16 protein-coding genes are annotated in these 18002 nt (G+C 59.6%); 9 read left to right on the top strand and 7 right to left on the bottom strand.

The features are described 5' to 3' along the window. Window positions 1-3 precede the first annotated feature (3 nt). Complete coding sequence (locus tag Enr13x_RS21700; protein ID WP_197455274.1) at window positions 4-999, bottom strand: AraC family transcriptional regulator; 996 nt, start codon at window positions 997-999, stop codon at window positions 4-6. A gap of 441 nt (window positions 1000-1440) precedes the next feature. Between Enr13x_RS21700 and Enr13x_RS21695 the strand changes: the two genes are divergently transcribed. Further along, window positions 1441-2997, top strand: a complete 1557-nt coding sequence (locus tag Enr13x_RS21695) for a sulfatase family protein (protein WP_197455273.1) — start codon at window positions 1441-1443, stop codon at window positions 2995-2997. A 59-nt stretch (window positions 2998-3056) separates the two neighbouring features. Here the strand turns inward: Enr13x_RS21695 and Enr13x_RS21690 are convergent, their stop codons facing one another. Next, the gene (locus tag Enr13x_RS21690) at window positions 3057-3674 is read right to left on the bottom strand and encodes a TolC family protein (protein WP_231743691.1); all 618 of its coding nucleotides are present in this window, start codon (window positions 3672-3674) and stop codon (window positions 3057-3059) included. A gap of 291 nt (window positions 3675-3965) precedes the next feature. On the opposite strand from Enr13x_RS21690, the gene Enr13x_RS21685 reads away from it, so the two are divergent. The 3 genes from Enr13x_RS21685 (at window position 3966) to Enr13x_RS21675 (ending at window position 6237) form a co-directional block, all read left to right on the top strand. Beyond that, entirely contained in the window at window positions 3966-4520 is a 555-nt protein-coding gene (locus Enr13x_RS21685) for a HupE/UreJ family protein (RefSeq protein ID WP_145388984.1), read from the top strand. Window positions 4521-4687: 167 nt separating this feature from the next. Continuing rightward, window positions 4688-5017 carry an ArsR/SmtB family transcription factor gene (locus Enr13x_RS21680; RefSeq protein WP_145388983.1) on the top strand — a complete coding sequence of 110 codons (330 nt, stop codon included), beginning with the start codon at window positions 4688-4690 and terminating at the stop codon, window positions 5015-5017. A gap of 119 nt (window positions 5018-5136) precedes the next feature. After that, a complete protein-coding gene (locus Enr13x_RS21675; protein ID WP_231743690.1) occupies window positions 5137-6237 on the top strand; it encodes a CobW-like GTP-binding protein in 1101 nt (366 codons plus the stop codon). 135 nt (window positions 6238-6372) lie between these two features. Here Enr13x_RS21675 and bioD read toward each other — a convergent pair whose 3' ends face one another. Further along, on the bottom strand, window positions 6373-7041 hold the full coding sequence (bioD, locus tag Enr13x_RS21670) for a dethiobiotin synthase (RefSeq protein WP_145388982.1): 669 nt from the start codon (window positions 7039-7041) through the stop codon (window positions 6373-6375). Between the two features lie 24 nt (window positions 7042-7065). Between bioD and Enr13x_RS21665 the strand changes: the two genes are divergently transcribed. Together Enr13x_RS21665 and Enr13x_RS21660 are read left to right on the top strand one after the other, a co-directional pair. Next, entirely contained in the window at window positions 7066-7947 is an 882-nt protein-coding gene (locus Enr13x_RS21665; protein WP_145388981.1) for a carbon-nitrogen hydrolase, read from the top strand. A gap of 44 nt (window positions 7948-7991) precedes the next feature. Next, complete coding sequence (locus Enr13x_RS21660; RefSeq protein WP_145388980.1) at window positions 7992-8642, top strand: toprim domain-containing protein; 651 nt, start codon at window positions 7992-7994, stop codon at window positions 8640-8642. A gap of 599 nt (window positions 8643-9241) precedes the next feature. Here the strand turns inward: Enr13x_RS21660 and Enr13x_RS21655 are convergent. Genes Enr13x_RS21655 through mch form a run of 3 tightly spaced genes read right to left on the bottom strand, consistent with a single transcriptional unit; the run spans window position 9242 to window position 12821 of the window. Next, window positions 9242-10942, bottom strand: a complete 1701-nt coding sequence (locus tag Enr13x_RS21655) for a fatty acid CoA ligase family protein (protein ID WP_145388979.1) — start codon at window positions 10940-10942, stop codon at window positions 9242-9244. Beyond that, window positions 10939-11868, bottom strand: a complete 930-nt coding sequence (locus tag Enr13x_RS21650) for an ATP-grasp domain-containing protein (protein ID WP_145388978.1) — start codon at window positions 11866-11868, stop codon at window positions 10939-10941. Before Enr13x_RS21650 ends, Enr13x_RS21655 begins: the two co-directional genes overlap by 4 nt. Beyond that, entirely contained in the window at window positions 11865-12821 is a 957-nt protein-coding gene (gene mch / locus Enr13x_RS21645; RefSeq protein ID WP_145388977.1) for a methenyltetrahydromethanopterin cyclohydrolase, read from the bottom strand. Before mch ends, Enr13x_RS21650 begins: the two co-directional genes overlap by 4 nt. Window positions 12822-13250: 429 nt before the next feature. Between mch and def the strand changes: the two genes are divergently transcribed. Both def and fmt read left to right on the top strand, forming a co-directional pair. After that, complete coding sequence (gene def, locus Enr13x_RS21640; RefSeq protein ID WP_145388976.1) at window positions 13251-13835, top strand: peptide deformylase; 585 nt, start codon at window positions 13251-13253, stop codon at window positions 13833-13835. Between the two features lie 48 nt (window positions 13836-13883). After that, window positions 13884-14822, top strand: a complete 939-nt coding sequence (gene fmt / locus Enr13x_RS21635) for a methionyl-tRNA formyltransferase (protein WP_145392566.1) — start codon at window positions 13884-13886, stop codon at window positions 14820-14822. Window positions 14823-15152: 330 nt separating this feature from the next. Here the strand turns inward: fmt and Enr13x_RS21630 are convergent, their stop codons facing one another. Then, a complete protein-coding gene (locus Enr13x_RS21630; protein ID WP_145388975.1) occupies window positions 15153-16316 on the bottom strand; it encodes a transposase in 1164 nt (387 codons plus the stop codon). A 292-nt stretch (window positions 16317-16608) separates the two neighbouring features. Here Enr13x_RS21630 and Enr13x_RS21625 point away from each other — a divergent pair, with 292 nt between their 5' ends. Next, window positions 16609-17889 carry a Gfo/Idh/MocA family protein gene (locus tag Enr13x_RS21625; protein WP_145388974.1) on the top strand — a complete coding sequence of 427 codons (1281 nt, stop codon included), beginning with the start codon at window positions 16609-16611 and terminating at the stop codon, window positions 17887-17889. Window positions 17890-18002 lie beyond the last annotated feature (113 nt).

The following is an 18002-nucleotide window of genomic DNA, read 5'->3' as shown; positions in this document are numbered from 1 at the left end:
CGCTCAGCAGGCCGTCGGTTCGGGGTGTCGCCCCGAACCGGTACAACCCCACTTGCGGTATTCCGCCGGAGTGCATCCGCAGTGACGTTTGAATGCGTTGCTGAAGGACGATGGCGATTCATAACCGACCAACGCCGCAATGTTGCTGATTTCGAGGTCACTTTCTCGAAGCAGACAACTGGCTTTTTGCATCCGGATTTCAGTCAGGTACTGCAGCGGAGGTTTACCAACGAGGTTTCGAAAACGTTCCGAGAAATGGCTCTTGGAGACGCGAACGCTTTTGGCCATCGACGGCACGGTCCAGGGTTCTCCCGGCCGGTCGGTGATCGCGTTCAAGACCGGTCCAACGGTCGGATCGATGATGGCTGCGATTCGTGCGGTGGCGGAACCCGGCGATTCCCCGGGGGCAACTGCCTGCGCAGACTCCAGGGTCAGCGCGACCCCCAACGTCTTTAGAAAGATGAGCTGGGCCAGCCGTCGCACCGTCAGCTCCCAACCAAGCTCACGAGCCTGTTCCTCGGATCGGATGATCGTCAGCAGGGGAACGCACGACCGAAGTGGGGCATGTTGATGATGGTTCAAACGGATCACCCGCGGCAAGCCGATCTCCAGCGGATTGAAATGCAGCTGCTGTGGTTGAAACTGCCCGTGAAGCAGGCTGACGCGCGCGGCGTCGATTTCAGGACCGTGGGGTTTCCCGTACGGTCGCTCCAGCCAATCGGCGATGGGCTGACTGGAAGTTGTTGTTCGGGCGACCACTCGATGGGCATGGCTGTGAGGCAGCAACACATGGTCCCCTTCGACCAGCCGGATCGGTGGTCGATCATCGTCTAGCATGTCGAGCCATCCGCTGCCGCTGGTGATGACATACATGCAAACCAGGCCCACTGGCACATCCAGGCCCGAATCCGCATCCAACTGCATCTGCCTGGCCGTCCAGAGCGGCAGGTACAGACGATCCAGCAATGCAGTGACCAGGGTGTGACTCGGCATCATCATGTGCGGGTTCCGTTGAGAGATTCCGTTGAGAGATTCCATTGAATCAACACGCCGAATGGCGGCCGGCGTTCCTTCGCCAGTTCCTCTAGACACGGATTGGCGGGCGCAACTGTTACAGCGGTTCGTCAGTTTTTTGACGCATTGCCATGATCGAACGCCTTGGTCCCCGGATTGCATCGTCCTGGGGCAGGCAACGCCCCCTCGCGAAATCCGATCAGCGGTTTTCGCGATCGGAATCTGCACGGTCCCACGACAACCGGCCAGACGATTGGGTACACTGTTGCATCCTCCAACATGGTCACGCCGCCAGCCACATTGGGGGCGGCGGCTTCATCAGGCCGAACGAGACCCCGGTTTCTGGTGAACCGCGAAGTTCAGGGCGAAGGACTTCGACAAAATGGAATCTCATCCATGACCAATCCTCCCCCCACGAGTACCACAATGAGAATCAAGTTGTTGCCGCTGTTCACGATGCTGATGGTCTTGGCTATCCCCGCCGGATTCCTCCAGCTAGCCGTCGCCGAAAAACCCAACGTGATCGTGATCATGGCGGACGATCTGGGCTACGGAGATGTTTCGTGTTATGGCGCGACGTCGTTGACGACTCCGAACATCGATCGATTGAGTGCCGAAGGACTGCGGTTTACGAGCGGATATTGCTCCGCATCGACCTGCACGCCGACACGCTATTCGTTGTTGACGGGCACCTACGCGTTTCGCGGTGAACGCACCGGGATCGCGCCGCCCAACGCGCCGGCGATCATCAAGCCGGGAACCGACACCGTTGCGTCGCTGCTGCAACGCGCCGGTTACGCGACGGCGGTCATCGGCAAATGGCACCTCGGGCTGGGGGGAGAAGATGGCCCGGATTGGAATGGCCAGTTGAAACCGGGGCCGCTGGAGATCGGCTTTGATACCTGTTTCTTGCTGCCGACGACCAATGACCGTGTGCCGCAGGTGTATGTCCACGACCATCGGGTTCCGAACTTGGATCCGGCTGACCCGTTGTGGGTCGGCAGACAAAAGCCCAGCCCCGATCATCCGACCGGGTTGACGCATCGGGACACGCTCAAGATGGACTGGTCGCATGGGCACAATTCGACGATCCACAATGGCATCAGTCGGATTGGGTTCTACACCGGTGGACACGCCGCGCGTTTCCGCGACGAAGACCTGGCCGACAAGTGGGTGGAAAAATCTGTCGCGTTCATCGAGCAACATCAGGACGAACCGTTCTTTCTGTTCTTCTCATCGCACGACATTCACGTGCCACGGATGCCGCACGAACGTTTTCAAGGCAAGACATCACTCGGGTTCCGCGGCGACGCCATCATCGAACTCGATTGGTGCGTCGGCGAAGTCATGAAGACTTTGGACCGATTGAATCTGGCCGAAAACACATTGGTCGTGTTCTGCAGTGACAACGGCCCGGTGCTGGACGACGGCTACAAAGACGGTGCGATCGAACAGATCGGCGATCACCGCGCCGCCGGTCAGTATTCAGGTGGCAAATACAGCGTCTATGAAGGCGGGACGCGAACGCCGTTGATCACGCGATGGAAAGGTCGCATCAAACCCGGAGTCAGCGATGAAGTGGTTTGCACGATCGACTTGGCGGCCAGTCTGGCGGCGCTGACCGAACAGTCGCTTCCGAACGACTTTTTCTTGGACAGTTTTAATGTGATCGACGCGCTGCTGGGAAAAGATGGAGCCCAGGGCCGCGACCATTTGGTTCAGCAAGACAACGGCGCCGCCGGCACCTACGGAATGCGGGCCGGCCAATGGAAACTGCATCGCTATGGAAAAAAGACGGCTCGCAACGTCGTGGTCGAGACCCAGCTTGCCAACACCAGCGTGCCGCCGTTTCAACTGTTCAACCTGGACGACGACCCCGCCGAAACGTCCAACGTGATCGAGCAGCATCCGGACGTCGCCGAGCGACTGAAGAAGCAACTCGATAACCTGATCGAGCAGGGACGTAGTCGCCCCGCCTCGTAGGGCATGCTGTGCATGCCAGGTGACCGTCCGGCATCGGAAGTTTAAAAGTGGACAAATCACTAACCCGCGATGCGTTCGATCTGTGCCAGCGTGCTGGCCAGATTGGCTTTGGCGCGGGCAACTTGGACCTGCAGCGCAAGCAGTTCACGGTAGGTGGCGATCAAATCCGTAAAGTCGGCTTTCTTGCCTTGATAGTCGGCCGTCGCGATTTGCAGGGTTTGTTCGGTACGTGGAATCAGGCGATCGCGGAACAGTTCCAACTGTTCGATTGCAGCGTAGGCGGCGGCGACTTGACGGCGCAGTGAGCCGCGGACGCGATCGCGCTCGGCATCCAAACGAAGTGACGTGCTGCTGCGTTGGTGGGCCGCCTCGCGAATCCCCGCGTTGATCTTGTCTCTCCAGATCGGAAGCGTCACACCGACGGTGAAGTTGATGTTGTCGTGGCCGTTGGCAACACCGCTCAACACGTCATGGTCGTCACTGATGATGGAATACCCCAGCCCGAGTTGAAAGTCCGGGTATTGCTGCAGGCACGCCAACGATTCCTTCGCGCGGTCACGTGCGATCTCGGCTGCCAGCCCTCGCAACATCGGGTTGCTTCGTTCGGCGTGGGCGACCAGTGAATCCAGTTCCGGTTCGGCTTCGTCGAGGTGAAGCTCATCGACGGTCGTCGGCATGTAGTGTAACGGCTGACTGAGATCACGCTCGTCGCGGGACCTGCCAACGGCCTGTCGATTGCAGCCCGCACGCGTCAGCGAGAGGGTCACGCGCGACGGCTCTCGCTCGGGAGCTGGCGCCACAGGCCATCGCATTGATTTCGGAACATCGCTTCAAGCAATAGCCGGCAAGTGTTTCGATCGCGATCATGGGCCATTGAACCCCCATCCCGCCATGATATGTTTTGTATTCGGAAACACTTCCCAATCGCAACGATTGCAAACATTTCACCATCAACGGGATGAACTCTTATGATGCTTCGCATGTTGGCTTTGATCAGCTTGTTCGCGGCCGTCTCGACCGCCAGCGCGCATCCCGGCCACTCGCACGAATTGGCCGGCACCGTCCCAAACGGGATCGCGCACCCGTGGATGGGAATCGATCACCTGTTGGCGATGCTTGTGGTGGGGGTGATGGCCATGCGATGCGGGCCGCGTGGTCGATGGACTCTTCCAGTCTTATTTTGTGGTTCGATGGCGATCGCAAGTCTGGTCGGGCGAGCAATCGGACCGGTATCCGGACTGGAGATCGGACTGGCCCTCACGCTGGTCGCGATGGGAGTCTGCCTGGTCCGACGATTCCATCACGCAATGTTCCCCGTCATTGCCACCCTCTGCGGCGGATTGCACGGGTTTGCCCACGGCGTCGACATCGGGGCTGGCGTCGGCTCAGTTCAATACCTTGCCGGCATGATGCTGGGGACGGCAGTGATTCATCTAATCGGCATCGGGATCGGAACCGCGCTGTACCCCACTCCGTCTCGATCACCATGCGTCGACCCGTCAACCAGCAACACCGTGGCGTAAGCTTCCAGCTTGCGACCCCAAGGAAGCCGCAGGCTTCCACGCGGTGGCGTAAGCTTCCAGCTTGCGACCCCAAGAAGCCGCAGGCTTCCACGCAGTGCCGCAGGCTTCCAGCCTACGCCCCATTCCCCCGCCCGTTTCTTACCCGGCATGCGGGAGCCTGATGAATCATGCCCCAGTCAAAAAACGATGAAGCAACACGCTGTGCGGCTTACCTGAAAGCGGTCGGCGATCCGCTCAGGATTCGCATCGTGCGGGCGCTGCAACTGGGAGCGTTAAGTGTTTCGGATCTGGCCGAACTGTTGGGCCAAGAGATCGGCGTGGTTTCGCACCATTTAAGAGTGCTCTATCACGCGGACATCGTCCAGACTCGGCGCGACGGCAAATACATCTACTATTCGCTCAACGACCAGTTTCTCGACGTGAGCCGACGCAACCGTAATCGCGTGCTCGATTTCGGTTGCTGCCGTTTGGATGTCGGGGAAGCGCCGACCAAATGATTTCCAAGTGGTGCCGGGGCGTTGCTTGACGGACGTTCTGACGTTCGTCAGAATGTTGCGTCGTGAAGTCCGGCGGCGATCTTCGCCTTGACCGCATCCATTGGAACCCAGCAGCAGCGATGACGTCTCCCATTCGGTTTATCATGATCGGCGGCTTTCTCGGCGCCGGCAAAACCACCTTGATTTCCCGCTTGGCGCGGCACTACCAGACCCAGGGGAAACATGTTTGTGTGGTGACCAATGACCAGGCCGCCGGCTTGGTCGATACGGAGTTGTTGCGGAGCCAAGGACTCGATGTCAACGAAGTGGCCGGCTCGTGTTTTTGTTGCAATTTCCACGGCTTGACCGACGCCATCGAAGCGTTTGAAACCCATCAGCGTCCCGACATCATTCTTGCCGAACCGGTCGGCAGTTGTACCGATCTGATCGCCACGATCGCGATTCCGATGATGGAGCAACTCGGTGAGAAGTTTGTGCACAGCCCCTACGCGGTGATCTTGAAACCGAGTCACGGATTGAAAATTTTGACCGGTGGCGAAGGGCGAGGTTTTTCGGAACAGGCCGAGTACATCTTTCGCAAACAACTCGAAGAATCCGAGTTGATTTTGATCAACCGCATTGACGAATTGAGCGAGCAGCAGCAAACCCAGTTGCGGGACTGTGTCGAAGACCAATATCCCGGCCGACCGGTGCTGTTTTTGTCGGCCAAGACCGGCGAAAATGTGGAGGCGGTTTGCGACTCGCTGGCCGGTGACGCGGCGGCGCGAGAGCGATTCATGGACGTGGACTATGACGTCTACGCCGAAGGGGAAGCGGAGCTGGGGTGGCTCAATGCGACCGTCGCTCTGAAATCCAGCGTTCCGATGTCGATCGATCGCGTCGTCGTGCGGATCGTCGACTTGATTCGAGCGCGGTTGGAAACGCTCGATGCCGAACCGGCCCATTTAAAGGTCTTCTGCTCCTCCGGCGATGCGGTCGGCGTTGCCAATCTGGTCAGCAGCAATACCGCGACGACACTCTCGGTCGCTTCGCAAGCCGAGGGAACGGCGTTGACGCTGATTATCAACGCGCGTGTCAGTCTGGATCCCGAAGCCCTGCAGGAATCCGTCGACAGTGCCGTCAGTGCGTTGGCCGCAGAGTTCACGGGCCATGCCGAGATGCAATCGATAGAAAGTTTTCGCCCCGGACGTCCCGTCCCAACCTATCGCGCCGGGACGTAGTGGATTTTGTCGGTAACGCAGCACTCGTTGGGTAACGACAATGGCCAGCGTGCCCATGCGATCGACCGAACCGCTTTGAGTCGTCGCGGACGTGATCGATTCCAGCAGCTTGATCCGCACGTTGAGATCGAGACTTCAACACCCCTGTCCCCAGGCGACTTCCCGCAGATCCAATTCCGGTAACCAGTGGCGGATTTGTTCGGCGTTGCTCTGCCCCGATTCGTCTGCGGTGGGACCGGACGCGGTCAGGTACAGACGGCTGACGGTGACCTGGGACGACGCCGCGGCGCGGCATGTCGCGATCACTTCGTGAATCACCCCCAGTCGATTGGCCGCGACCAGATAGAGCTTCGCGCCGCGAAACCGTCGAAACAGATCGATGTTCAGCAGCTCATCGGCGATCGGACTCAACAGCCCCCCGGCACCTTCGATGATCAACGTGTCGCAGTGATCGCGCCAACAATCGGCGCCGCGCGTCAACAGGTCGACGTCGACGCGCTGCCCCGACCGTCGGGCTGCCTCGTCGGGTGCGACCGAGGCCTCGAAACGCTGGGGGCAAACCGCGTCAAGATCCAAGGGGCGGCCGGCGGCTTCCCAGAGCTTAAGGGCGTCGGCGGAAACGAGCTGGTCGGCCGGTGCCACAGAATTCGTCTCCGAATTGCGGGGTTGCCGGATACAACCACTCGCGACGGGTTTGTAGACTCCTACGCGAACACCGGCGTCCCGTTGTGCAACCGCAAGTTGTTTGGCAACGTAAGTCTTTCCGACTTCCGTTCCGGTGCCCGAAACGAAGACGATCTCCAATGCTCTGCCTTTCCCTTGCCTGAAATGAACGAAACCGTGACCAATCGAAATGTACGAATCGGACTGCTGCAAATGTCGTACGCCGGCTCACGCGACGCGACGCTCGACGAAGTGGAAAAACAGATCGACGAGGCGGCTTCCGAATCGGTCCAGATCCTCTGCCTTCAAGAGCTTTTTGCAACCCCCTATCCTTGCCAGGAAGAGGATCACTGCAATTTCGACTACGCCGAATCCCTGGACGGTCCATCGGTCCGTCGGATGCAAGACTTGGCAAAGCGGCACGAAATGGTGATCGTCGCCCCGATTTTTGAAAAGCGTGCCGCCGGCGTCTACCACAACACCGCGGTCGTCGTCGACGGGGACGGCAGCATCGCGGGAACGTATCGAAAGATGCACATCCCGGACGATCCGCTGTATTACGAAAAGTTCTACTTCACGCCGGGCGACATGGGATTTCGTACCATTGAAACCCGCTACGCCAAGCTCGGTGTCGGGGTCTGCTGGGACCAATGGTTTCCCGAAGCGGCTCGCTTGTTCGCGCTGGCCGGCGCCGAAATCCTGTTGTACCCGACCGCGATCGGATGGATCGACGGCGAAAAGGAGGAATTTGGTGCGGGACAACTCGACGCTTGGCAAACCTCGATGCGGGCCCACGCGATCGCCAACGGCCTTTGGCTGGGGGCGCCCAATCGCGTCGGCCGGGAAGGCCAAGTCGAATTTTGGGGGTCGTCGTTCGTGGCTTCACCCCGCGGTGAAATCGTCGCCCAAGCCGCTCCATCGGGCAACCACGTCTTGTGTGCCGATTGCAATCTGGACGAAATCGATGTCGTGCGGACACATTGGCCGTTCTTGCGCGACCGCCGCATCGACGCCTACGAAGGACTTTCCAAACGTTTGATCGACTGAAGCGACTGACCAGACGTGTCGCCGGGGTGTGGACATTGCCGGACATGACGTTCATCACTCAAAAAACCAAGCTGATCGACTGCTCGCCGACCGAACAACCCTATCGTGAGTTGTTCATCGTCGAGGGCGATTCGGCGTCCAAGGCGGTCGCGCGGGTTCGTGACCAGCGGTTTCAGGCCGTGTTGCCGATGCAGGGCAAACCGATGAACGCGACGAAGGCGTCCGATGCGGCGGTCAGGAAAAACCAGTGGTATGCTGCCCTGATCGATGCATTGGGGACGGGCTGGCACGCGGAAGATCTGGCGGATTTGCGCTACGATCGGATCCTGTTCTTGTTTGACCCCGACGCGGATGGAATTCACTGCGGTGCGTTGATGCTGATGTTTTTTGACGTCTACTTGCGGCCGCTGCTGGATGCCGACCGCGTCTCGCTGGTCAAATCACCGCTGTTTGAAATCCGCGCCCGTGGATACGCCGACGCCCTGCATGCCTACAGTGAAGACCACCTGCAGCGGATTCGTACGGTGCTCGATGAAAAGAACATCGCCCATCGCCATCAGCGTTTCCGCGGACTGGCAAGCCTGGGCGAGACCACGCTGAAGGAACTCTGCGTCGACCCGAATTCCCGAACCGCCTACCTGCTGCGGCACAGCGACGCGCTGGCCGCTCGATCGGTTTTTGGGCCCCAGCGGTAACGCTGCGATGCATTGATTTCCGGTGTTGGACGAGTTCCGCGACAAACCGTCTCGTTTCGCGACGCCGCTCACCCGGATGGGCTAGCCGAAAACGCTCTGAAGCGGGTCTCTAACCGCCTTTGTCTGCCGTTTAATGGGTTCTCAATTTGCATAATTGCCATCAAGCTGTATCATGCAGGAAGTCGAGTGTGACGTCGGGGCACACGTGCACGGGGCGATCGGCTGCTGATCTCACCTGAAAGTGCGGTTTCAGACCACCGTTTTCGCGAGTTCAGCTGGAGGGGATTCAACTCGCATCCGAGTCGGGGCAGCTCGGATGCGGGGCCCCCGAAATTCTCAGCGCGCGAATTCTTCGCCGCACGGGCGGGTAACGCTGTGAAGCATTGATGTTCTGTGTTTTACGGTGTGTCGTTTTAGTCGGGATCTGCTGAGTCAATGGTGAGCCGTTGGCCGTCAGGCCCCGGGCAGCGTCGCAGTGCCCGGCCGCTTACGCGGCGCGCGGCTCACAAAATCGACAGTCCTCTCGCTCTGTACCCCCAAAAATGCATCACAGCGTTGACGTGCGGGTCGGCGGGCGGAGACGTCCACGACGCTTGGTTTCAACGCAGTTCGTCGGCGAGTTTTTCCCGAAAGATCTTGCTGTTGTGTCGGATATCCACCGGCAACGGTTCACGGCGGATGATCACTTCTTGGATCGTTCGGGTGATCGGGTTTCTTGCGGCCAGATCCAACAGTTCGGCCACCAGCCGCTGGGAATCTTGCTTGGACTTCGGCCAATGTTCGCGGATCGGTTCGATCAACATCACCGGCGTTTGATTTCCAGGCTGGCCGCGTCCCACCAGCGCGGATCGATAGACATGCCGATGGGCGTTGAAGATCGCTTCGCAGGGGACCGTAAACCAGGTTCGGCTGCCGCCGCGAACCCGATGGGCTTTTCGGCCGCAAAACCAGAACCGATCGCGTGAATCGAGATAGCCGACGTCACCCATGCGATGCCAAACCGTGTCTCCATCGAAGACTTTGTGCATCGGATTTTGATCACCGCGGACGACATACTTGCGCGTCACCATGGGACCGCTGACCATCAGTTCGCCGATTTTTTGGGTGGGCAATGCCTGGGTTTGTTCGATCGTCTCGATGGGGCCGTCGTCGATCTCGATGACTTTCCACTGAACGCCTTGAAAACGGGTGCCGACGCAAACGCCTTTGCCCTTGGTTGCGGCCGGGCCGGTTTCGGCGATCACTTCGCGCGATTCGATCGACGCGATCGGCAGCGCTTCGGTGGCGCCGTAGGGCGTAAAGATCTCGCCGTCTTCGGCGATCAAGTCACGCAGCTTGGCCATCGTCGACGCGGGCACGGGGGCTCCGGCGGAGAGCACGCGTTTCAGCGTGGGGAAGGGGCGTTGGACGCCGTGTTCATTGCACCACCGCACGACGGTGTTCCAAAGGGCGGGCGAGCCGAAGGCTTGGTCGATCTCCCATTGCCGTGCCGCTTCGATCAAGCGACGCGGATCGACGTCGGCCGGACGAGTGGGATCCATGTCGGGGATGATCGTCGTCACGCCCATCACGGCATCGAACAAACCGAACAGTGGAAAACACGCCAGGTCGCGTGATCCGCGGTGGATGTCATAGCGTTCGCGGATGCGATCGATTTGTGCGTGAAACGTTCCGTGGCTGTACAAGACGCCCTTGGGGGGCCCGGTGCTGCCGGTCGTAAAGATGATCGCCGCCGGATCGGGGCGATTGATGAGGGGCAATTCGAGCGTCTTTCGTGCAGCCGTTTCGCCTTCGACCGTCGCATCACGACCCAGCTGGATGATTTGTTCAAGTGTTTTGCCGCCCCAGAAATAGCGTCGCCCCAGGGTGACGTTCCAACCAGCGGTCGGAAAACGATGTCGCAGCAACGTGCGAATCGCTTGTGCTTTGGGAATCCCCACAAAGCCATCGGGCCGAGCGTCGGACAAACATTTCACGAGGTGTTTCCGCCCGATGCCCGGATCGATCAACACCACGATCACGCCGGCTTTCAATAGCGCAAAGACCAGTTCGATGAACTGTCCGCCGAAGGGCACCAGCATCGCCAACCGCATTCCCGGTCGGACTCCCCAGGCGACCAATCCCCGCGCGATCAAATCGGTGCGTTCGTCAAGATTCTGGAACGTCGTCAAGGCATAGTTGCGCGGTCCGTCTTCGGCCGGCGGTCCGCTCGGTTCGGCAATCGCGATCGCTCCGGGGGTCAACGAGGCGATGATGCGAAGCCGCGAGGCGACGTTTCCGTCGCGCACTTCTGTGCTCATGTTGTCACTCTTTCGGTTTCAGCCACCAGTGTGCTGATGACGTGTTCGGCGATCGACTCATCGATCACGCTTTGGGCGCCTTTCCAGCCCGGGATCGCGTTGACTTCGAGGAACAGCGGTGGCCCCTGATCATTGTCAATCAGGTCGACCGAAGCGAACACCAGCCCGAACAGTTCGGTGATTCGTTTGGCCGTCGCTTTCACGCACGCATCCAGTTCGATCCGCTGACAGGTCGCTCCCGCGGAAACATTGGATCGAAAGCAGTGGTGGTTGTGCCGACGCACGCCAAACACCTGTTCGCCCACGACCAGCCAACGTGTGTCGCGGCCGCCCGGTGGTACGAAGGATTGGATTTGAAGCACGGCCTTCAACTGTTCGAGGGTCGAGAAGCTGGTCCAGGCAAGCTGGGCGTCGCTGATCCTCATCACGCCGCGGCCTTCGCCTCCGAAGATCGGCTTGACCACACAGTCACCGCCCAATTCGTCAAACGCTTGCATCGCTTCACCGCGAGATTGTACGACACGAGTCGAGGGCGTCGGCAATCCGGCACTCGCCAACCGTGCCAGACTTGCAAATTTGTCGATCGACCACTCCAACCCGCGGGGCGGATTCACGATGGCGGTTGGGTGCGGGGTCAATTGGTCCGCGATGGCGTGCAGCGCCGCCAGGCGGAAGGTGATCTGTTCCATCGAGCCGGCCGGCATCGTTCGCGTCAAAATCGCGTCATAGTCGGACAGCTGCCGTCGGTCGGACTGCAGCGAGACTGGCGTTTGGCCTTCACCGACGCGTGCGGCGATCGTCTCCCAGGGGGCGATGTCCAAGCGATGGCCTTGCCGACAAGCCGCGTCTCGAAGCTGTTCGGCGTGCCAGCCGCTGTCCGGTCCGAGCATCAGCAGGCGTCGCGACGCGAGCGGCGAACCGCTCATGTGCCGAAGGACTCTCGCAAAATCTCCGTGACGGTTCGTCCGGAGGTGAAGGTTCGCCCCGAGCGGAGGTTCTCAATCGAGACGACTGCCGGGCTGAACAGCGACGGGTCGACCGCGTAGAAATCGTGATTGTATTGAGCGAAAATCTCGGCAAAGGGGCGACCATGGTCCGCCGACGCGGAACTGGGGATTTTGTCCAGAATCGACTCGATGGACTCGTCGGGGCAATCGACCCACAGTGAAACGGTCGCACCGTAGAGCATCGCATCGTTGGTGCGACCGATCCCCGCGATCGTGTTTCCGTGCCCGGCAGGCGGCGGCAGCGGAGCCGAGCCGGTCGCCGAAATCACGGTTCGAACGTCAAATTCCAGATCATCCAGTTTGTGCATGGCCGTTTCGACGCTGCGGGCGACGATTTGAATCGAACCGGCGATCGAGGTGCTGGGAGCCACCCCGACGGTCAGCGATTTTGGTGCGATGCCGCAGTCCCCGGCGATCGTTTCAATCGCCGACGCCGAGGGCAGTTTGTCGGATTCCAAGATGCCGCAGGCTGAATCAGATCCCTGATCCCTGAGTCCTTGCTCGATCAGCATCTTTTCTTTGCCTCGCAACAATCGCATCGGGCCACTGCCCATCGCGAAGTAGTCGTCCGACTGGACCGGCCAGCCCGCGTATTGGCAGCCCAGGCAGCCGAGTCGAGGGAAGTCGGTTTCGACAAAAACGGCATTGGCGACGCCGTAGGCGGCACGGTCGCAGGGAACGACCGAAACTCGCCCCAGCCCGCCCATGCAGGCCTGCGCCAGTTGCAATCCCGCCCGGATCGAGCCATGCGTTTCCACGCCGAAATCCAACACGGTCGCTTCGGCAACGCGATGCAGCTGGACCCGCGCCAGAGGGTCAGATCGCAGCCCGTGCCAGATTGCGGCGGCAGCTTGATTGGGCGAAAAGTCCATGGGCGAAAACAGCGGTCGGCGGATCGTTGGAGGGGGACTCGACTCACGACGTTGTCCGGTCGGCGAGGTGTTGCAGGTAGGCCGCGACTTGTGCTGGCAGGATCGTGCCAGCACAGGGGATGCCTACCGTCGGCTCAGCGTCTCGGATCGAGAATTGAGTTGCGGTGGATAGCCAGGATCGTGGCTGAAGGACGACAAAATGTCGAGAGGGGGCCAGGGATACCGGCTAAGCCCGAATGACAAAACTCCACGAATCGGTCATCTTAGGGGCCGCAGCAGTCGCCGAAACACTCGATCACTGCGGTCCACCCGATCACCTTGCCGCGGAACCAGCCTCTCCCAGCCATGTGGGCCTCGGTCGTGTTGCACACAACGCGATTCCACACCTCCCGGCCTCGTCCAAATACCATTGTCGCATAGTGGCCTGTCATGTCTCTCGAAATCATCTACTACCCCCATCCTACACTTCGCTATGTCAGCAAGCCGATCAAGCGAGTCGATGCCGAATTGCGAAAAATCGCTGACGAGATGCTGGATTTGATGTACGAATCCAAGGGCGTCGGACTGGCGGCAAACCAAGTCGATCTGCCGCTGAGGATGTTCGTCGCAAATCCCACCGGTGAAAAAGGCAGTGGCGAAGAGTTCGTGATCGTGAACCCCGAAGTCAGCCGTCCCAAGGGTAGCGAAGTGGGCGAAGAAGGCTGTCTTTCATTGCCAGGGCTCACCGGAGACGTGATCCGCCCCAAATCGATCCGCATCAGCGCGTTCGACATGAAAGGCAACCCAATCGAAACGACGCTGGAAGGTTTTTTGGCGCGTGTCTTCTTGCACGAAATCGATCACCTGGACGGGACCCTGTTTTTCGACCGCATGGGAGAGCACGCGGCGCTGGAATTGGGAGCCGGCATCGACGAATTGGAAACCGATTTTCGCTCCAAGCAGGCGACCGGATCGATTCCGCCCGATGACCAGCTGATCGCACGGTTGGCCGACTGGACGAACAAATACTGCTGAATCGAATCAGCGTCTTCTGGAGAGAGCATCATCGTGCGTATCATCACCATGGGAACCGGCCCGTTCGCCGTTCCTTCGTTCGAAGCCATTCGTCGTTCCGGACACACGCTGCTGGCCGTCGTCACCAAACCCGAACCGCCGGTCAAGAGCCGCAAGGGACCTCCGCCGGCCCCGGTGCGAACCTGGGCCGCGCAGCACGGACTGTCGATTCTGGATCCAGCTAGTATCAACGACGTCGAGGCGATTGGGCAGCTCAAAGCCCTTCAACCCGACCTCTTGGTGGTTTGCGACTATGGTCAAATCCTCAAACCCGACGCGTTGGCAGTGTCGAACTTGGGAGGCATCAATTTGCACGGATCGCTGTTGCCCGCCTACCGTGGTGCCGCTCCGGTCCAACGAGCGCTGCTCAACGGCGATCGCGAAACCGGTGTCAGCGTCATCCACATGACGCCGAAGTTGGATGGCGGCCCGATCTTGGGCACCCGGCGAACCACCATTGCCGATGATGAAACGTCGGGACAACTCGAACAGCGACTCTCACAACTCGGCGTCGACCTGGTGCTGCAAAGCATCGACGAACTGGAGCGTTGGGATGGCGAATCGCCGATCGGTGAAGTCCAAGACACCGAGCGAGCGACCAAAGCGCCGCGATTGAGCAAACGAGAAGCGCAAGTCGATTGGCAACGAAGCTGCCGAGAGATCGATTGTCTCGTACGCGGCATGCAACCCTGGCCGGTCGCGTTCTCGATGATCAAGGTTCGAGAGAACAAGCCACCGCTTCGATTGACCATCCTCAAGGTCACGCCGGTTGAGCAGCCGACGGACGATTTGCAGCCCGGACAAATCACCGGAGGCAAGGAATTGGTGGTAATGGCCGGCGATGGTGCCTTGCGAATCGACACCCTCTGCCCGGCCGGCAAACGCGAAATGACCGGTGAAGAGTTCCAGCGCGGCTATCAACTGGCACGCGGAACGCAATTCCTCTAATCACCTCTCTGTTCGTCGCAATTCAACTCAAACGCCGGTGCCTCATCTTTTCCGGTGCCACCCACCGATCGCCGCTGTCTCATCTTAGTTGGTGCCACCCACCTATTGTCATCCTCAGCATTTGGCGGTGCTATCATTTGGTGCCACGCACTGATTAGCGCCCCAGGCACTCACTAGGTGACAGCCGAGAGTAGCATCGACAGTCAGTCGCACTAAACATGAGTTGCAGACGCTGGGGCCTACAATGATGCCGGGGCCCGGCCAAGAGGCGACCGTGGCTTGCTGAAAAGATTGAAGCGCCCGCCGGAAGTGATACGGGGCGGAGAATTGCTAGACGGCGAAACACTCGGCGACGCGTCGCTGCCCCCTAACCCAGTTGCGGCCGCTCGACTCGGCGAACTGCGACATGCCGCTCGGTGAGCCCGCACAGCAACTGTTGCCAAAGTAACGCTGGAAGTTCCAGACCAAATCGCGCCACATCGACAAGTCGATTCCGAGACGCGAAACCAGACCTTGCAATCTTGGCGGTATCTCTCGTCCCGCGCCTTCTTCACTCTGTTTGGCAGTCCAACGGAGAAGCTCAACATAGTCCTTCAGGCTGATCCCCAGAAACCCCTTGTCGCTCGCCCGCACTCCGGCCTGGTTCGGTTGAGCGTCGCTGGAAAGCGTCGACTCATCCAGCGTCAACGGTGCCAGCCATCCGTCGCGGCGGATGCGTTTACCGGTCGGATTCTTTCCTTTTGCCCGCTTCTTTTCACGCAGTTCATCTACCGGCGTGGTGCGGCGTTCTTCGCCAGCCTGTTCCGTCGTAACCGGAACCAGATCAAAAGCGGCCGAATCGATTTCCTGACCTTGTTCTCCTTTGATCCGATCATAGCCGGACGTGTGGACAGACTGATCGGGCGATTCCGCCATCGCTGCACGGACCGGATTGAGGTCCACGTACATCGCACATGCCAGCAAGCCGGCCTCGTCGGTGATCCGTTGCAGCTTGAATCGGCCTTCCCAAAATCGGCCGGTGCACTCGTCTTGCCGGTTGGCCATCCGCGCAATCGGTTCGCTCAAAGAACGCATGAACCAAGAGATATCCGACAGGCGACGACGCACTTCGGCAAGCCTCTCTCGATCGGACACCAACATTTGAACCTCGTTTTCGGTGGGTTCACCCAAATGTTCTTCCATTCGACGGCCGGGAAAGACTTTCAGCCACCGAATGGCGACCTCCTGGTCCGTCCACGCGCCGACAACGTCGGGGCGATTGCGGAGGATCAGATGCATGTGATTGGACATCACGGCGTAGGAGAGCACATCGATGCCGAACACAGACGCCAGAGCTTCCATTCGACGCCGGATCCACTCACGCCTGAATCCGTAGTCCTTGCCGGTCGCCTGGTCGACCCCAGCTAAAAAAGCACGCCGAACACACCGTTGGACGGCGTGCACAATCGATACCTCATCACGATCAACTTGTTCCGAACGCAGCGGACGTCCCATCACAAATCCCTCCCCGGATGCAGCTAGCGGTTTGATTCTACCTCGATCGGAAAAGGAGTCAACTAAACAGTGGGTGGCACCTATCGAAAACTAAACAGTGGGTGGCACCTATCGAAAACTAAACAGTGGGTGGCACCTATCGAATGCTATCGAATGAACAGCAAACGGTGGGTGGCACCAATTAAGACGGAATGGGGGAGGTGGCGCGAATGGGGGATGCTTTGCGGCTGCTATAATCGGTGTCTCTGCTTCCCAGCCCTGCCTCTCCCCCCCGTTTCCGATCGCCATTGTCATGTCAAATCGAAGAACTCTTTTGAAAGCCGCCGGCATTGCCGCTGTTTCCCCTCTCGGATTGGGCACTGCGCTGCAGACTCGGTCGGCCCGTGCCGCCGCCAGCGAACGCATTCGGTTGGGCGTGATCGGCATCGGCCCCCGATGCCGTTATGTGTTGGGGGGGATGCTGAAACACGCGGACGTCCAATGCGTGACCATCGCCGATGTACAGGCCACCCGCCGCGAACAAGGCAAACAGCTGGTCGACCAGCATTACGGCGACTCGAACTGCAACACCGTGATCGATTTTCGACGTGTGCTCGATCGCAAGGACATCGATGCCGTGCTGATCGCGACCGGTGATCGTTGGCATGCGACCGCGTCGATGCTAGCCGCCGATGCCGGCAAGGATGTTTACAGTGAAAAGCCGTGCGGGATCACGATCGATCTGTGCCAACGACTCTCCGAAACCATTGCCCGAACCGGGCGTGTCTTTCAAGCCGGGACGCAACGCCGCACGGTCGCGAACTTTGCCCAAGCCGTCGAACTCGCTCACAACGGAAAGCTCGGGAAGTTGCAGAAGCTGCACGCGACCGTTTACATGCCCGAAATCAACACGACCTGGTTGCCGGGACAACCGACGCCGGATCCAAACGTGTGCGACTGGAATATGTGGCTGGGCCCCGCCCCATGGAGACCGTTCAACCAAGAGTACGTCAACGGTCGCTGGCGCGGTTACGTTGAATTTGATTCCGGGGCGCGGTTGCTGGACTGGGGCGCCCATACCGTGGATCTGTGTCAGTGGGCCAATCAATCCGATGACACGATTCCCGTCGAATACTCGCCCGATGAATCAGGCATCACGGCACGCTATGAAAACGGCGTGGAGTTGAGAATCCATTTCTTGCAAACTCCGTTCGGCCAGCGGCCGGGCTGGGTCCAATCGCTCGGCACCTGTCCGGTTCGTTTCGAAGGCACCGAGGGCTCGGTCGAAGTCGGCGACAGCGGGGGCATCGTGATCCAACCGGAATCGATCGGCAAAGGGTTGCCGCAACTGCCGAAGAAAGAGTCCGGTCTGGACGTCGAAGCTCACTCGCGGAACTTCCTGGACTGCGTCAAGTCACGTGAGCTGCCCAACGCCAATCACATCGTCATGCGTCGATCACACACCGCGTCCCACGCCGCCGCGTTGTCCTGGTTGCTGCAGCGGACGCTGCGGATGGATCCGTCGACGGAGACGTTCATTGACGATGACGAGGCAAACCGATTGCGAGTGCGGCCTGAACGCAATTGGGCCTAGGTTGCCACACGTCGCGCTTGTCCATCTGCCTGTCAGGTACTGGTCTCTCTACGCCAGTCGCAAGAGTTGAAGTCACGCTCCCTCGGGACGTCGCTTCTTTTACTGCAGGATTT

It is taken from the genome of Stieleria neptunia, from assembly GCF_007754155.1.
Taxonomy (GTDB): Bacteria; Planctomycetota; Planctomycetia; order Pirellulales; family Pirellulaceae; genus Stieleria; species Stieleria neptunia.
Note: the sequence above shows the minus strand (reverse complement) of the source record. Positions and strands in the feature narration are given on the sequence as shown.